The 15,625-nt window shown below is 65.9% G+C and carries 15 protein-coding genes and 1 tRNA gene; 8 read left to right on the top strand and 8 right to left on the bottom strand.

Annotated elements, in window-relative coordinates:
* Positions 1-30: 30 nt before the first annotated feature.
* Positions 31-1,686, top strand: a complete 1,656-nt coding sequence (ettA, locus tag PV781_RS11850; RefSeq protein ID WP_274775838.1) for an energy-dependent translational throttle protein EttA — start codon at positions 31-33, stop codon at positions 1,684-1,686.
* An 84-nt stretch (positions 1,687-1,770) separates the two neighbouring features.
* On the opposite strand, the gene PV781_RS11845 is transcribed toward ettA, so the two are convergent.
* The gene (locus PV781_RS11845) at positions 1,771-5,448 is read right to left on the bottom strand and encodes a sensor domain-containing protein (RefSeq protein WP_274775837.1); all 3,678 of its coding nucleotides are present in this window, start codon (positions 5,446-5,448) and stop codon (positions 1,771-1,773) included.
* Between the two features lie 247 nt (positions 5,449-5,695).
* Between PV781_RS11845 and PV781_RS11840 the strand changes: the two genes are divergently transcribed.
* The 3 genes from PV781_RS11840 to PV781_RS11830 all read left to right on the top strand — a co-directional run bounded on the left by PV781_RS11840 (position 5,696) and on the right by PV781_RS11830 (position 6,921).
* Positions 5,696-6,082, top strand: coding sequence for a HesB/IscA family protein (locus PV781_RS11840; RefSeq protein ID WP_274775836.1), 387 nt, complete (start codon positions 5,696-5,698; stop codon positions 6,080-6,082).
* A gap of 103 nt (positions 6,083-6,185) precedes the next feature.
* Positions 6,186-6,620 carry a DoxX family protein gene (locus PV781_RS11835; RefSeq protein ID WP_274775835.1) on the top strand — a complete coding sequence of 145 codons (435 nt, stop codon included), beginning with the start codon at positions 6,186-6,188 and terminating at the stop codon, positions 6,618-6,620.
* 216 nt (positions 6,621-6,836) lie between these two features.
* Positions 6,837-6,921: transfer RNA gene (locus PV781_RS11830), tRNA-Leu, on the top strand.
* Between the two features lie 28 nt (positions 6,922-6,949).
* Here the strand turns inward: PV781_RS11830 and PV781_RS11825 are convergent.
* From PV781_RS11825 to PV781_RS11810, 4 genes are read right to left on the bottom strand one after another with little or no spacing between them, the layout of a single operon-like run.
* Complete coding sequence (locus PV781_RS11825; RefSeq protein ID WP_274775834.1) at positions 6,950-7,885, bottom strand: dihydrodipicolinate synthase family protein; 936 nt, start codon at positions 7,883-7,885, stop codon at positions 6,950-6,952.
* Positions 7,882-9,003 carry an NAD(P)/FAD-dependent oxidoreductase gene (locus tag PV781_RS11820; RefSeq protein WP_274775833.1) on the bottom strand — a complete coding sequence of 374 codons (1,122 nt, stop codon included), beginning with the start codon at positions 9,001-9,003 and terminating at the stop codon, positions 7,882-7,884. The genes PV781_RS11825 and PV781_RS11820 overlap by 4 nt, the downstream gene beginning before the upstream one ends.
* Complete coding sequence (locus PV781_RS11815; protein ID WP_274775832.1) at positions 9,000-10,415, bottom strand: NAD(P)/FAD-dependent oxidoreductase; 1,416 nt, start codon at positions 10,413-10,415, stop codon at positions 9,000-9,002. The genes PV781_RS11820 and PV781_RS11815 overlap by 4 nt, the downstream gene beginning before the upstream one ends.
* Positions 10,412-10,699: a (2Fe-2S)-binding protein gene (locus tag PV781_RS11810; RefSeq protein WP_274775831.1), complete on the bottom strand. Its 288-nt coding sequence runs from the start codon at positions 10,697-10,699 to the stop codon at positions 10,412-10,414. The genes PV781_RS11815 and PV781_RS11810 overlap by 4 nt, the downstream gene beginning before the upstream one ends.
* A 152-nt stretch (positions 10,700-10,851) precedes the next feature.
* Here PV781_RS11810 and PV781_RS11805 point away from each other — a divergent pair, with 152 nt between their 5' ends.
* From PV781_RS11805 to PV781_RS11790, 4 genes are all read left to right on the top strand, one after another.
* Positions 10,852-11,661, top strand: a complete 810-nt coding sequence (locus tag PV781_RS11805) for a transporter substrate-binding domain-containing protein (protein WP_274775830.1) — start codon at positions 10,852-10,854, stop codon at positions 11,659-11,661.
* 66 nt (positions 11,662-11,727) lie between these two features.
* Positions 11,728-12,402 (top strand): amino acid ABC transporter permease, encoded by a 675-nt coding sequence (locus PV781_RS11800; RefSeq protein WP_274775829.1) that lies wholly within the window; start codon positions 11,728-11,730, stop codon positions 12,400-12,402.
* Positions 12,402-13,097 carry an amino acid ABC transporter permease gene (locus PV781_RS11795; RefSeq protein ID WP_274775828.1) on the top strand — a complete coding sequence of 232 codons (696 nt, stop codon included), beginning with the start codon at positions 12,402-12,404 and terminating at the stop codon, positions 13,095-13,097. The genes PV781_RS11800 and PV781_RS11795 overlap by 1 nt, the downstream gene beginning before the upstream one ends.
* Complete coding sequence (locus PV781_RS11790; RefSeq protein ID WP_274775827.1) at positions 13,069-13,806, top strand: amino acid ABC transporter ATP-binding protein; 738 nt, start codon at positions 13,069-13,071, stop codon at positions 13,804-13,806. Before PV781_RS11795 ends, PV781_RS11790 begins: the two co-directional genes overlap by 29 nt.
* Before the next feature lie 78 nt (positions 13,807-13,884).
* Here the strand turns inward: PV781_RS11790 and rpsU are convergent, their stop codons facing one another.
* The 3 genes from rpsU to PV781_RS11775 form a co-directional block, all read right to left on the bottom strand.
* The gene (gene rpsU, locus PV781_RS11785; protein ID WP_274775826.1) at positions 13,885-14,175 is read right to left on the bottom strand and encodes a 30S ribosomal protein S21; all 291 of its coding nucleotides are present in this window, start codon (positions 14,173-14,175) and stop codon (positions 13,885-13,887) included.
* Between the two features lie 297 nt (positions 14,176-14,472).
* Positions 14,473-14,685, bottom strand: a complete 213-nt coding sequence (locus tag PV781_RS11780; RefSeq protein WP_274775825.1) for a cold-shock protein — start codon at positions 14,683-14,685, stop codon at positions 14,473-14,475.
* Between the two features lie 261 nt (positions 14,686-14,946).
* On the bottom strand, positions 14,947-15,624 hold the full coding sequence (locus PV781_RS11775; RefSeq protein ID WP_274775824.1) for a GntR family transcriptional regulator: 678 nt from the start codon (positions 15,622-15,624) through the stop codon (positions 14,947-14,949).
* Position 15,625: the final 1 nt, after the last annotated feature.

Here is a 15,625-nt window from a genome sequence, read left to right as displayed (position 1 = left end):
AACGCGACAAGTCCGGAGAGCCGCGCCGCCATGGCTGCCTATCAGTATGCCTATCACATGCATGGTCTCACCAAGACCTATCCCGGCGGAAAGAAGGTCCTGGATAACGTCCACCTGTCCTTCTATCCGGATGCCAAGATCGGCGTTCTCGGCGTCAACGGCGCGGGTAAGTCCACCTTGCTGCGCATCATGGCGGGGATCGACAAGGACTTCTCCGGCGAAGCCAAGCCGGCCGACGGCGTGCGGGTCGGCTACCTCTCTCAGGAGCCCCAGCTCGACCCGGCCAAGAATGTCCGCGACAATGTGATGGACGGCGTGGCGAAGCAGAAGGCGATCCTCGATCGCTACAACGAGCTCGCGATGAACTACTCGGACGAGACGGCGGACGAAATGACCCGCCTCCAGGACGAGATCGAGGCCCAGGGCCTGTGGGACCTGGACAGCAAGGTCGACCAGGCCATGGACGCCCTGCGCTGCCCGCCCGACGACTGGGACGTCGCGAAGCTCTCCGGCGGCGAGCGTCGCCGCGTCGCCCTGTGCCGGCTGCTGCTGGAGCAACCCGAGCTGTTGCTGCTCGACGAGCCCACCAACCACCTGGACGCCGAGACCACCGCCTGGCTGGAAGGCCATTTGCGGACCTATCCGGGCGCCATCCTGATCGTCACCCACGATCGCTACTTCCTGGACAATGTCACCGGCTGGATCCTGGAGCTGGATCGCGGCCGCGGCATTCCCTATGAGGGCAACTACACCTCCTGGCTCGCCCAGAAGCAGAAGCGCCTCCAGCAGGAAGGCCGCGAGGACGAGGCCCGCCAGCGCGCGCTCGCCGCCGAGCAGGAATGGATCGCCGCCTCCCCCAAGGCGCGCCAGGCCAAGAACAAGGCCCGCATCCAGCGCTATGAGGACCTGGTCAAGAAGGCCTCCGAAAAGGCCCCGCAGACCGCCCAGATCATCATTCCCGTGGCCGAGCGCCTGGGCCAGAACGTCATCGCGTTCGAGAATCTCAGCAAGGGCTTCGGCGACAAGCTTCTGATCGACGATTTGTCGTTCAAGCTGCCGCCGGGCGGCATCGTGGGCGTGATCGGGCCCAACGGCGCGGGCAAGTCCACCTTGTTCCGCATGATCACGGGCCAGGAGAAGCCGGACGCGGGCACCATCACCATCGGCGAGTCCGTCAAGCTCGCCTATGTGGACCAGAGCCGCGACGCCCTCGACGACAAGAAGACCGTCTGGGAAGAGATTTCCGGCGGCAATGACGTGATCTATGTGGGCAAGCGCGAGATCCCGTCCCGCGCCTATTGCGCCGCCTTCAACTTCAAGGGCGGCGACCAGCAGAAGAAGGTGGGCATGCTCTCGGGCGGTGAGCGCAACCGCGTGCACCTCGCCAAGACGCTGCAGCGGGGCGGCAACGTGCTGCTGCTCGACGAGCCCACCAACGACCTGGACGTGGACACCCTGCGCGCGCTGGAAGAGGCGCTGGAAGATTATGCCGGCTGCGCCGTCATCATCTCCCATGATCGCTTCTTCCTGGACCGCATCGCCACCCACATGCTCGCCTTCGAGGGCGACAGCCATGTGGAATGGTTCGAGGGCAACTTCGCTGACTACGAAGAAGACAAGAAGCGCCGCCTCGGTCTCGATTCCACGATTCCGAAGCGCATCCAGTACAAGAAGTTCTCACGCTGACGAGAAGGGCCCGGGGCATCGCCCCGGGCCTTTTTCATGCAGACGTGAGCGTGAAGCGTTGGGTCGCCCGCCTCCGCGGGGGACTTACTGGGCAGAGGCCCGCCAGCGCCCGCCCCGGTCGATGACGAGGTCCTCGAACTGCGCCGCCGGGATGGGGGGCGAGAAAAGATAGCCCTGGGCCAGGTGGCACCCATGGGCGCGCAGGAAATCCGCCTGCTCCTGCTCCTCAACCCCCTCCGCCAGCACCTCCAGCCCGAGCGCCGTGGCCAGTGCGATGATGGCGATGGTGATGTGCGCATCGGCCGGAGCACTCAACAGATCGCGCACGAAGGACTGGTCGATCTTCAGCTTGGCCACCGGGAAGCGGCGGATATAGCTGAGCGAGGAGAAGCCGGTGCCGAAATCATCGAGCGCCACCCGCAGCTTCATCTCGCGCAGGCGCTGCAGGATCTGCTGGGTGTCCACCCGGTCTTCCAGGAGGATGCTCTCGGTGATCTCCAGTTCCAGCCTGTCCGGCGAAAAGCCGGTGCGCCGCAGGATGCCAGCCACATGGCCGGGCAGGTCCCGCACATAGAATTGGCGGGCGGAGAGGTTCACCGCGATGCGGCCGCAGGGCACCCCCCGCGCCATCCAGTCCGCCCCCTGCCGACAGGCCTCCTCCAGCGCCCAGTCGCCGATGGACAGGATCAGGCCCGTTTCCTCGGCCAGGGGAATGAAGTCCGCCGGCGAAATGGTGCCTTCCGGCGTGGTCCAGCGCAGAAGCGCCTCGGCCCCCAGGATCGTGCCGTCGCTCAAGTCCACCACAGGCTGGTAGACCAGCGACAATTCATTGCGTTCGATGGCCCGGCGCAGCCGCGCCTCCCGCTCCAGGCGGGAATTGGCCGCCTCGGTCATGCCGTCGCGATAGAAGACATAGATGCCGCGCCCGCCGGCCTTGGCGCGGGCCAGCGCCACGTCCGCACGCTGCACCAGATGCTGGGGAAGAATCCCGTCTTCCGGATACATGGCGATGCCCACGCTCGCCCCGAGGAACACCTCGGACGCCCCCGGCAAGGAGAAGGGCTGGGACAGGCAGGCGATCAGGCGCGTGGCGGTGAGCGCGGCCTGCTGGGGACCGACCACATCCTCCACCAGCACCATGAATTCGTCGCCACCATAACGGGCGAGCGTATCGCGATCACCAAGCGCTCCACGCAGGCGATGCGCCACTTCCACCAGCGCCATGTCGCCGGCTTCATGGCCGAGACTGTCATTGACGGCCTTGAAGCGGTCGAGGTCGAGGAACAGAACGGCGCACTTGCTGCGGTCTCGCGCCTGGGTCACGGCGTGGTCGAGCAAGGTGAGGAACAGAAGGCGGTTGGGCAGATCGGTCAGTGCGTCATGGTGGGCGATGTGGTCGAGCTGAGACTGCGACTGCTTGATGGTGGACAGGTCGCTGAAAGAGGCCACATAGCCGCTCACGCCGCCGCTCTGGTCAAGGATGGCGCGGATGCTGAGCAGTTCTGGATAGACCTGACCCGATTTGCGCCGATTCCAGATCTCGCCTTGCCAATGGCCCGTGGAGAGCAGCGTCGCCCACATCTGGGCATAGAAGGCCCGATCCTGACGCCCCGAGCTCAAGAGGCTCATATTGCGCCCGAGGACCTCCTCTTCCTCATAGCCGGTGATGGCGGTGAAGGCGGGGTTCACCGCCGAGATGATGCCGTCCGGCTCGGTCACCACCAGCGCCTCCTGCGCCGTCGAGAACACGATGGCGGCCTGATGTAGTCTGCGTTCGTTGGCTTTCAGTTCGGTGATGTTGGTTTGTGTCCCCACCACCCGGCGGGGACGGCCGGCATCGTCGAGCACCACATGGCCGCGCATCAGCGTGTCGATGAGCGTGCCATCCTCCCGCCGGGCCTTTGGCTCCAGGGAGAAGGTGCGCAACCGTCCGGCCTTGGCATCCGCCAGCGCCGTTGCGAGAAGGGCCGCGTCCTGCGCCTCGAAGCGGGCAGAAAGCAGCGCGGCAGGATGAACGGTTGGCACCTCGTCCAGCCCGAGCATGCGGTTCCAGCTCGGGGAGACGGTCAGCGTCTCCTCGATGAGGTCAATGTCCCAGACCCCCTCGGTGGCGCCGAGGAGCGCGAGGTTGAAACGCTCGTCGCTGATGCGCAGCCGCTCCTCGGCCGCATGGCGCGCCGACACGTCAATGGCCACGACGATCAGATATTCTGCGGCACCGTGAGCTGTACGGGCCACCGTGGTGGTGGTGCTGAGCCAGATGGGCGTGCCGTCCTTGCGAATGTAGCAGCGCTCGCCCACCGCTTGCTCCATGTCACCGGCGACCAGGCGGGCGATGACGGCATCATCGTTGCGGGCCGGGTCGGCGTAGCGCAATTGGCGATAGTTCATGGCCAGGAATTCCTCCCGGCCGTAGCCCATCATCTCGCAGGCCTTGCGATTGACGCGCAGGAACATGCCGTCGAGCCCCAGGTGCACGATGCCGACCGCCGCCTGCTCGAACGTGGCGCGGAACCGCATCTCCGCCTGCCGCAGGGCCTCCGCCTGATGCAACTCGCGACGTGCGACCAGGAGCTTGTCGCGCTGGCGCAGCGCGGCCCCGGCAGCCACGGCGCCAGCAATGGCCAGCACCAGGACGAGACCGGCCATGATGGCGACGTCCCGCGCCGAGGCCGTCGCCTCGTCCTCCGAAATTTCCGCCACCAGGAGGAGAGGTCCGCCGTCCACCTGTTCGGCCACCGCCAGGACCGCCGTTCCGGCGCCACCCGTCCCGCGCGGCGCCTCGCCCCCCGTCGTGGGCGCGAGCGCGAAACCGAAGGCGCCTTTCGGAAAAGTGCGGGTGAAAGGCGCCACATGGCCCATGCGCATGGGCGACACCAGCAGATAGGACCCGTCGGGTTGCGGGCGAACCAGGAAAGACTGGCCCGTTCGCGTCGGCACCGGCCAATGGCTCAGATACGGATAGACGAACTCCGCCGCATCCACCTCGGCCAGGAGAAAGAGCGGCTCTGGCCGCGCACCGTCAGGACCCGCCACGGCCGGAAGGGAGAGCAAGAAGCCATAGCTGTAGGTGGGCAGCGTGCCCGCGCGGTGCAGAGGCACGAAGGTCGGCGGACTGGTGGGGAGGACGTCCTTGATCCAGGCGGGATCGATCCCGCTCCCGTGCCCCCCGCGCAAATGAAGCAGGGGCTCGGCCTTCTCGTCGAGCACTTCCACACGGCTGAAGCCGTGAAGGCCGGCCATGTCGGCCATTTGGATCCGCAGGCGATCCCGCTCCAATGGATCGCTTGAGGCCCGCCACCGGGCCACCGCCTCATAGAACAAGCGCCGACCCGCCAAGAGGCGCGCATTGGCCTCCCCCTTGAGGCGATTCTGCTCCAGCGCCTCGATCTGAAAGCGCGCAATCGTGCGCAGCTCATCCACCTGATGGGCGATAAGAGGGCCGGAGGCGCGCCACATGACCAGCGCCGCTGCCAGGACACCGATCCCCACCGACAGGACAGCGAGCAACAGACCACTCGCCAGGCCGAGCCAACGTGGTGCCACCCGCCGGGCCAGCCGACCGGACACGGCGGCATTCAAAACAAGATAGAAGGCCGCAGCCGTAAGGGCGACGAACAGAAGCCCCTTCGGGATGGAGACCATGGCCAGGAGATCGATGCCGCCCAGCCACTCCACCAGAAGATCCGATGACAAGACCCAAGCGAAAGCAAACGCCGCATAGAGCAGCGTGAGCCCAAGGATGATGCGCCGGTTCGACATCGTCTCACGCACCTACGCCAACTTGGCCGGCCCGTCACCTCTCACTCTAGCTGAAATTCTCCCGTAACGGCATGGCTCTGCGCTGTTTCCCCTTGAGACACACCGCTTCGGTGCGATTGTCATGCGGGCAAAGATCGCCATGCACTCCGCCATGCGCCCGGCGCTCTTGCCGGATGCGCCCATAAACCCCATTGTTACAGGTGTATCGATCCGCCGGCCTTGAACCGGCGTGGTTCGGAGTGTCCAGATGTCGCGACTTCGCCCTCGTCCCCCCGTGATCCAGATTACGGATGCCGCCGCCAACCGCCTGCGGCAGATCATGTCCCGCACCGATCCGCCGGCCCTCGCGGTGCGCATCGGGGTGAAGAACGGCGGCTGCGCCGGCATGTCCTACACCATGGACTATGCCAGCGAGATCACGCCCTTGGATGATGTGGTGGAAGACAAGGGCGTCAAGGTCATCGTGGACCCCAAAGCGGTGCTGTTCCTTCTCGGAACGCAGATGGACTTCAAGACGGACAAGCTGTCCGCCCAGTTCGTCTTCAACAATCCCAACCAGACCTCCGCCTGCGGGTGCGGGGAGTCCGTTGCGATCACGCCGGTGGCCCCGGAGGCAGCCGAGAACCGCCTCTGAGGTGTGCCCGGCGGTATAATGAGAAACCAGTACTGGCAAGGGTTTCGCCGGCATTGACGCCGGCGGGCCGGCGGGTCAATTTGCCCTCGCCGAGGGGGCCGCCATGACTCCAAGTTTTATCGCCGGGATACTGGAATCCCGAATTTTCTTCCTTGTGAGCCGCATTGTGCTCGTGTCCATGTTCCTGGGCGCGGGGTTGGATAAGCTCCTGAATTTCCAGGGCACCGTCGCGGAGATGGCGCTCCACGGACTGATGCCGCCAAGCGCGTTCGCTGTGGCAGCGGTAGTCACCCTCCTGGCTGCGTCTGTCCTGATCATCTTCAATGTGGCGGCCTGGGTAGGCTTTGGAGCACTGGGCATCTTCGTGGCTCTGACCATCCCCATTGCCCATCCCTTCTGGGCCTTCGATGGCGACGAGGGATTACTTCATTTCCGCGTAGCGGCTGAGCATCTGAGCCTTATCGGCGGCCTCATGGCCGGCGCTATCCTCTGCCACCTTCAAGCGCGACCAGGAGGGAACCGGCCGAGCGTGGCATAAGCAGGTTGAGATAGCCTGTTTGCAGCCCCTAAAGGACGCGGCCCAGTGCTGTCAGACCGTATGGCGCAACATTTGGCCCGGCCAGCACGGGATAGCACCATCCCACGTCAAAGGCGGGCATAGGCTGCAAAAGGCGCAGACGGCGCAAGCACCACCTGAGCTTGTCTGCACCCAAGCTTGCCTGCATCCAGGTGGCAGATTATAGCTCCGCCCGATGCGGGCGTGGCGGAATTGGTAGACGCAACGGACTTAAAATCCGTCTCTGCAAAGAATGCCGGTTCGAGTCCGGTCGCCCGTACCAGGTCTTCCCCCCCCCGCGCACCTTGCCTTTACTCCATCACGCCCGCGCCCTTCAGGGCAGCGGACAAAGCGGCGGTTTCGCGGGAATCGCAAGCGGGCTGGGGTGGACGCATCACATCGGTCTTGAGCCGCCCGAGCAGCTTCAGGCAGGTCTTCAGCCGGGCTGTCGCACGCCCACCCGGGGCATCGCGATAGATGGCGACCGAGAGCGGATAGAGCCGCTCATGGGCTGCGCGGGCGGCCGCCCAGTCATTGGCTTCCGCGGCATTCCACAGATCCACCACCAGTTCCGGCACCACCGCGGCCAGAGAAACCTGGCTTCCCGCGCTGCCGATCACATAACTGGTGAAAAGATGCTCGTCGCCCGAGCCCAGCACCGCAAAGTCCGGACGCCGCGCGCGGATGAGGCGCAGATGCTCCTCATAGGCCGCCACTTCCCAGCTGCCATCCTTGATGGCGACGAAGCGGGGATTCTCGATGAGGCGGGAGAGCACATCCAGCGGATAGGACATGGCACCCGCCCCTACGGGCGCGCCATACAGCATCAGCGGCAAGCTGGTGGCGTCCGCGATCAGCCGGTGATGCAACAAGGTGCAGTCCGCCGCATGGCCCAGCGCCCAGCTGTTGGGCGGGAAGACAAGAAGGCCGTCGGCGCCCGCCGCCTCCAGCTCCGCCGCCTCGCGCGCCGCCTTGAGGCTGGACTCGTGGTTCACGCCGGAGACCAGCAGGCACTCCTTTGGCGCCACCGCCCGCGCGATCTCCACCACCCGCCGCTTCTCGGCCAGCGAGAGAACGAAGTTCTCGCCCGCATGCCCGTTGATCAGCAGCCCACGAATGCCAGGGACAGCGGTGACGCCAGCGATATGCGCGGCGAGCGCCTCCTCATCCATGGAGAAGTCGGCGCGCAGCGGGACCACGGTCGCCGCATGAATGCCAGACAGGCGCTGGACGAAGGTTTCAGTCATTGGGAGGCCTCGGAGACGCCACGCGGGGCAAGCAGACGATCGATGGGAAACAAGGGAAGGTCCGGCTCGCGCCCCAGGATGCGGTCCGCCAGGAGGCGGGCGATGTAGGGGCCGCTGGTATAGCCGGAATGGACACTGCCGCAGACATAGGCGTCCGGGATGCCTGGAATCGGCCCGGCGGCGGGCAAGGCATCGGCAGTTTCCGCCTCAAGACCCGCCCAGGCACGGGCGATGCGCGCGGCCTTCAGGTCGGGAATGGCGTGGCAGGCGAGGCGCACATTGCCGATGATCCGGTCGGGCAGAAGCTCCACCCCACCCCGCTCCCGGTCACCGACGCCCTGCCAGCCGCCGCCGATCACCACCGTTCCGTGGGGATATTGCTTCAGGGAGAGCAATCCGTTGGCGATGCCCACCACGGTGCGCATCACCGGCCGCACGCGCTCGGTGACCACCAATTGGTTCACCAGCGTCTTGATGGGCAGACGGATGCCGAGCCAGGCCATCATGGGCTCGATCCACACCCCGCCCGCCAGCACGATGCGCTTGGCACGCACCGGCCCCCGAGCGGTTTCCACCACGAAGCCCGCCTCCTCCCGCACAATGCCGGAGGCGGGCGTGTTCTCGTGCAGGTCCACCCCCGCCTCCAGCAGCGCCCGGCGATAGGCAAGGCCCGTGAGATAGGCATTGGCGTAGCCATCGACCTTGCAATACCCAGCGAGGCGCACGCCCTGCGACAGACCCGGCTCGACGGTGCACGCCTGAGTGCCGGAGATCAGCTCGATGGGCGCCCCCGCTTCCCGGCGCTTGCCAGCGCGGAAGGTCAGCAATTCCTCTTCCTGCGGCGTGAAGGCGAGGGAGAGGCCATCGCACACCACCACGCCCACATCATGCCCCAGCCAGTCGCGGGCGCTCGCCCACATGGCGTGGGCGCGCAGCGCGTAGGGAATGAGCGCCACGCGCGTCATCTGCATGGTGAGCGTGCCGGCATTGACGCCGGAGGCTTCTCGGCAGAGCTGGCCGCGCTCGATGAGCGCCACCTTCATGCCGCCGCGGGCGGCGAACAAGGCGACGGTGGAGCCATGAACCCCGCCGCCAAGGACTGCGAGATCGTAGGTCATAGGGGAGCCGGCGCGGGAATGGGGATGTCGGAATAGTCGAAGGCGCCCATGAGGTCCGCCAGCGCCACGGGGCGCAAGGGCGGGCGGGCGGTGAAGCTGCCCACCGCCTCGCGCGAGCCAACCTTGGCAGCCAGGAGTTCGGCGGCAACGTCGCCGCAGAAGCGGCCCTGGCACGGCCCCATGCCGCAGCGGGTGAAGTGCTTGAGCTGATTCATGTCGCGCGCCCCGTCCGCATGGGCGGCCTCGATCTGCGCCCGCGTCACGTCCTCGCAGCGGCACACCACGGTGTCGGGAGGGATGGCGGACACCTGGGCGGGGCGGAGCGCCATCATGTCCGCCATGGCATCCGAGAAGGCGCGGGCCTTGGCGAGGGCCACGCGGGGGCCGGCAGCGGCGGTTGCGAATGCGGACGCCGAGAGCGCACCCGCGTCATGAGCGGCGGCAAGGCCAGCGAGGCGGCCGGCCGCCTCAGCCACCAGGGCGCCGCGCAGACCCGCGCCATCGCCGCAGGCATAAAGGCCGTGGAGGCCCGTGCGGCCGTCTTCGTCCAGTTGGGGCACAAAGCCACCTCGCCGCCGGTCGAACCCCTGCTCCACCCGGAACAGGCGCGTGACCTCCGCGCCCGGAACAAGCCCGTGGCCGATGCAAAGGCCATCCACATCAAGCACCTGCTCCGTCCCGGACGTGAAGGCCCCCGCATGGTCCAAGGGTGCGAGGCGCACGCGGGCCAGGGCTTCAACCCCCTCCGCCGCGCGAACCCCATGGCGGAACAGGACGGGCACCCGGGCGCTCCCGATTTTCAAGGCCCAGCCGGCCCCGCGCGCCAGAAGGCGCGGCTGCGTGGCAAGGGCCGGGAGCGCCCGCAGCCACTCCTGCGGGCCGGCCAGATCGGCAATGGCGGCAACCTCGCCGCCTTCCTTAAGGATACCCGCCGCCACCACCGCAAGAAGGGGCCCACAGCCGGCCACCACCACGCGCCGGCCGGGCAAGGCGCGATGGGATTTGAGAAGCACAGTAGCGGCGGCAAGGCCGATGACACCGGGCAAGGTCCAGCCGGGAAACGGCACCACACGTTCATGGGCCCCGGTGGCCGCGATGAGGCGCGGGGCTTCCACAGTTTCGTTGCCCGCCGGACCCACGGCATCCACCCGGAACCGCCCCCCAACCGACCAGACCGTGCGGCCGAACCGGCAGTCGACCGCAGAGGCAGCAAGGCGCGCCCGCAAGGCACCCCCGTTTTCGGCCTCCGGCGAGGCCGGCGCGGAAACGCCTGGCAAGGGCGCCCGCCAGACCTGGCCGCCGGCGTCCGACTGCTGATCGAACAGCACCACCTTGAGGCCCGCTTCGGCGGCGCTGAGCGCGGCATTGCCTCCGGCCGGGCCGGCGCCGAGAACGATCAGATCGTGGCTCACAGCACGCCTCGCCGCTCAACGGTGAGACCCTCGCGGACGGGCGTCAGGCATGCCTGGCGCAACACGCCATCCACATGCAGCGCGCATTCCTGGCACACGCCCATATGACAGAACGCGCCTCGCGGTCCGCCCGCTTTGGGGCTGCGGCGCAGGCGCAAGAGCCCGTTGCGCGCCAGCGCCGTCGTCAGCATCTCGCCCGCACGGGCCGGCACCGCCACGTCATCCACCAGGATGGTGACGAGGGGGCGCGCATCGCCGCCAACACCGGATGTGCCTGCGCTCATGAAAGGGCCGTCCCGTCCACGATGACCTCGCTGGAGCCTGTCGAATTGACTTTACAGATAGCGAGTCTGTATACAAATTGTCTACCGTTTGGCAATGGGAAGTCGCAAGACAGGCGACGCCGGCCGAGGTTCCAGAGGTTGGAGAAGCACGCATGCTGAAGTCTTTGCTCGCCGCCGCCACACTCGCGGTGGCGCTCGCCGGCGCGGTGCTGCCGCAGGCAGTCGAGGCGCGGACGCTGGATGAGATCATGAAGTCGGGGGTCATCCGCGTCGGCGTCAACCCGACGCTGCCCCCGCTCGGCAAGTTCGACGACAAGAACGAGATCGTCGGCTTCGACGTGGACTATGCCGGCGAGATCGCCAAGCTGCTGGGCGTGAAGCTGGAAGTGGTGCAGGTGGGCTCGCCCGACCGCATCCCCTTCGTCACCTCCGGCAAGATCGACTTCGTGATGGGCGCCATGACGCGCAACACCGAGCGCGCCAAGGTCATCGACTTCACGGTGCCCGTGCACACCGAGGTGCTGGGCGTCCTCACCACCAAGGCCAATACCTTCACCGACTGGAAGCAGTTCGACGATCCCTCGGTGACCTTCGTGCAGGTGCGCGGCTCGACCCCCGTCAAGTTCATCGAGGAAAACCTCAAGAACGCGAAGGTCACGCTGCTCGACAACTATCCGGACGCCGTGCGCGCTTTGGCGCAGGGCCGCGGCACCGCCATGATCGATGTGATCGACTTCATGGGCGAGCACATGTCCAAGCATAAGGTGGAGTGGCGGATCGTCGAGACCCCGATCGACGTCTATTATTGCAGCCTCGGCGTCGCCAAGAACTCCACCGGCCTGAAGGACTGGCTGAACATCGCGGTCTATGACCTCTATCGGAAAGGCAAGACCACGGAACTGTGGAAGAAGTGGTTCGGCATGGACATGATCAAGCCGGTGGGCGCGCAGCCCTTCTTCTGATCTGATCGCGCCATCGGCTAAACGGGCCGACGCGTGCGTCGGCCCCCTCCTCTTCGACGCGGCCCCATGTCCTACACGCTCCAGTACGGCCAAATCTGGCCCTTCCTTCCCCGCCTCCTGGAGGGCGCCGTGGTCTCGCTGCAGATCGCGGTGCTCGCCTTTTGCGGCGGGCTCTTGATCGGCACCGCATGCGCGGCCATCCGGTCCTTCGGCCCGAAATGGCTTTCCCGCGTGGTGGGCCTCTATGTGGTGTTCTTCACCAACACGCCCCAGCTGGTGCAGATCTACTTCCTTTATTTTGCTTTGCCGGACATGGGGATCCTCCTGTCCTCCTTCGCCGCCGTGGTCATCGGCATGACGCTCAATGCCGGTGCCTATCTCACGGAAATTCAGCGCGCCGGATTTGAGAGCCGCAGGGCACCCGAAATGGAGGCGGCGGAGGTGATGGGCTTCACCCGACTTCAGCAGATCCGCTACGTGATCCTGCCCCATGTGGCGCGGGTGCTGTTCCCGCCTTTGTCCAACCAGTTCATCATCGTGACGCTCGGCACCTCCATGGCGGCCGTCTTCGGCGTCGAGGAACTGACAGGCGAAGCCTTCAACATCAATTCCCAGACTTTCCGCTCCATTGAGGTCTTCACGGTAACCGCCGGCATCTATGTGGTGCTCACCCTCGCCGCTTCGCTTGCGCTCGCCTTCATGGGCCGCGCCCTCTTCCGCGCCCGCACGGAGCTGATCTGATGTGGAGCCAGATCGTCGAAGAGTGGCCGCGCTTTGCCACCTATTACAATTTCCTCTTCATCGCCAAGGCGGCAGGAACGACGCTGGCTCTGTCGGCATTGGGCTGCGTGCTCGGCAGCCTCATTGGCCTTGGCCTTGCGGTCTGCCGGGTGACGACCAGCCGCTGGCTGGCGCCGCTGCGCGTGGTCGCGCTCCTGATCACCGAAATATTCCGCCGCGTGCCGTTCCTGGTCACGCTGATGCTGTGCTTCTTCGCCTTCCAGTCGACCGGCTATGACATCCCGCTCTTCGTGGTCGCGGCCGTCTCGGTGACGCTGATTGCAGGCGCCTTTCTCGGCGAGATCATCCGGGGCGGCTTCAAGTCGGTGCATGTGAACCAGTGGGAGGCGGCAGCGGCGATGAACTTCTCGCTCATCGACACCATTCGCCTCGTGGTGCTGCCGCAGGCCTGGCGCATCGTGCTGCCACCCGCCTTCGGCTTCTTCGTCATGTTCATCAAGGACACGGCGCTCGCCTCGCAGATCGGCGTCATCGAGCTGACCTATGTGGGCAAGGTGCTCAACAACAAGGGCTTCTCGGCCGCCTTGAGCTTCGGCGTCATCCTTCTCGTCTATTTCGTCATTTCCTACCCGCTGTCGCGCCTCGGCGCGCATCTGGAGGCGCGTCTTGCATCATCTCGACATCGCCGGGCTTGAGGCCCGCTACGGCGAACATACGGTTCTTTCCGGCGTGGACATCAGCGTCGGCAAGGGCGACGTGATCGGCCTCATCGGTCCGTCGGGCTCCGGCAAGAGCACCATCCTGCGGGTGCTCATGGGCCTGCTGCCGCCGGTGGCCGGCACCGTGAAGCTCGACGGCTTGCCCGTGAACTATGCGGATGCAGCTCACGTGCGCCGCCTGCGGGACCGCATCGCCATCGTGTTCCAGCAGTACAATTTGTTCCAGAACATGAACGTGCTGGAAAATGTCTGCGTGGCGCCCGTCAAGATCAAGAAGCGGCCCCGCAAGGAGGTGGAGGAGGAAGCCCGCGCTCTCCTCGCCAAGGTGGGGCTCGGCGACAAGCTGAAGCGCTACCCGGACGAATTGTCCGGAGGCCAGCAGCAGCGCGTGGCCATCGTGCGCGCCCTGGCGCTGCACCCTGAAATCCTGCTCTTGGACGAAGTGACCGCCGCCCTCGATCCCGAGCTCGTATCGGAAGTGCTCGACACCATCCGCCTGCTGGCGAAGGAGGGCATGACCATGCTCATCGTCTCGCACGAAATGGCGTTCATCCGGGAGGTGGCTTCCCGCGTGGTGTTCATGGCGGGTGGACGGGTGGTGGAGACGGGCGCGCCGGCCCAGATCTTCGACCAGCCGGCGGAAGCGCGTACCAAGGACTTCGTGTCCAAGATCCTGCGTCATTGAGCGCCGCATCGCGCGCAACAAAAAAAGCGCGGCAACCGAATGGTGCCGCGCGCATCCTTTGAACAGGCCTGTGGTCGATCAGACCTTGGCAGCGCCTTCCGCAGCCGCAGGACGCGGCGCGCCGGGACGGCCGCCGACGGTGCGGGGCTTGGCACGGGGCTTGGGCAGCAGACCTTCGCGCTGGGCGGCCTTGCGGGCAGCCTTTCGGGCCCGGCGCACAGCCTCGGCACCCTCGCGGGCACGGCGCTCGGACGGCTTCTCATAAGCCTTGCGCTGCTTCATCTCACGGAAAATGCCTTCGCGCTGCATCTTCTTCTTCAGCACGCGCAGGGCTTGGTCGATGTTGTTGTCTCGAACCAGAACTTGCATAAGCAGATGACCTCTTTCCGGCATGGTGCCGTTCGGGTGTGGCCGTTCAGGATCGGCCCCCGGCTTCAAAGAAAAGCCCCGCATCCACCAGGGAGCGGGGCTTTCTGTCCGGTTCACTACGCTATTTTCGCCGTCATTACATCCGTGATCGGTGAGAAGCGCTGTGAAGCTGCCGGGCAGTGAGGCCCGGCATCGGCTGGAGGCCAGGCTGGCGCGGTTTGGAACCGGCCGGCCGATCAGCCTCCAAGGCTAAGACAGAAACCCAAGGTCCGGTCGGCACACCGACCGGACGGCCCCTCAGTCGGCGAGCGAGAGATTGGCAGCAGAGCTCTTGCCACTGCGCTTGTCGGCCACGAGGTCATAATTGACCTTCTGACCTTCACGCAGGGACGGCAGCCCGGCGCGCTCGACCGCGCTCACATGGACGAAGGCATCGGCGCCGCCATCATCGGGGGCAATGAAACCGAAACCCTTCTCGGGGTTGAACCACTTGACGGTTCCCGTAGTCATGGGAAACCCTTTCCAGATAGAAATAGAATATCGCACCGTGGATTAGACGGCACCGTCGAAAGATGTTTTTCGGAGGGATATCGTCAGCGACGCGCCACTTTTTCGGGCACAAAGCCAAGTCGTCTGACCGTTTATCGACGGGTGCATGATGGCCGCTATGGCAGCGGAAGTCAAATTTAATCGGTCCGGCTGCTGAAGTGGCTCCCGCCGCAAACGCCCATGTCCTTTGCTTTCCTCACGGATTTGGGCAGTCCGGCGGGATCATCTAACGGTGTCGATGGTGTGCTTGTTGAGGCTGCGCAGATGATGAGTCACCGCCCGGCGCGCCGCCTTGGAGTCCTCCTGCCCGAGCGCCTCGACGATCTGGAGGTGCTCTGCCGAATCGGCCTCCAGCCGGTCGGCGAGATTTGAAATCTCGAACAGGCGCGTGGTGACGCGCAGCATGCGGATCATGCCCGCCAGGACCTGATTGCCGCAATTGCGCGCATAGAGTTCGTGCAGATTGTCGTCTGAGCGCCAGTGCGCGTCGGTGTGGTAGGGCACGGCGGTGCGCAGCGCGTTGATCTCGGCCCGCACGCTCGCCATCTCGGCGGGCGGAATGCGGCCGGCGGCCAGGGCCGCCGCCTCGGGCTCCAGGATTTCCCGCACCCGCAGGCTCTGCAGATATTCCTTCAGGTCCACATGGCGCACCAGGAACGAACGCCCCGTTCCCTTCACCACCAGCCCTTCGCCCTCCAGGCGCTGGAGAGCCTCCCGCAGCGGCGTGCGGGAAATCCCCAGCGTCTCGGCGAGGCGCTGTTCCACGATGATCTCACCGCCGCGCAGGCGGCGATGGCGGATCATTTCCGACACCGCGTTATAGGCAAGGTTGGAAAGATTGATCCCGCTGCTGCGCCCGCTGTCGCGGGCCGGCCCGTCCTCGCCGTCGATGTCGCTCATT

It is taken from the genome of Aquabacter sediminis, from assembly GCF_028863665.1.
Lineage (GTDB): Bacteria > Pseudomonadota > Alphaproteobacteria > Rhizobiales > Xanthobacteraceae > L1I39.
This window is presented reverse-complemented; position numbering and strand designations above follow the sequence as displayed.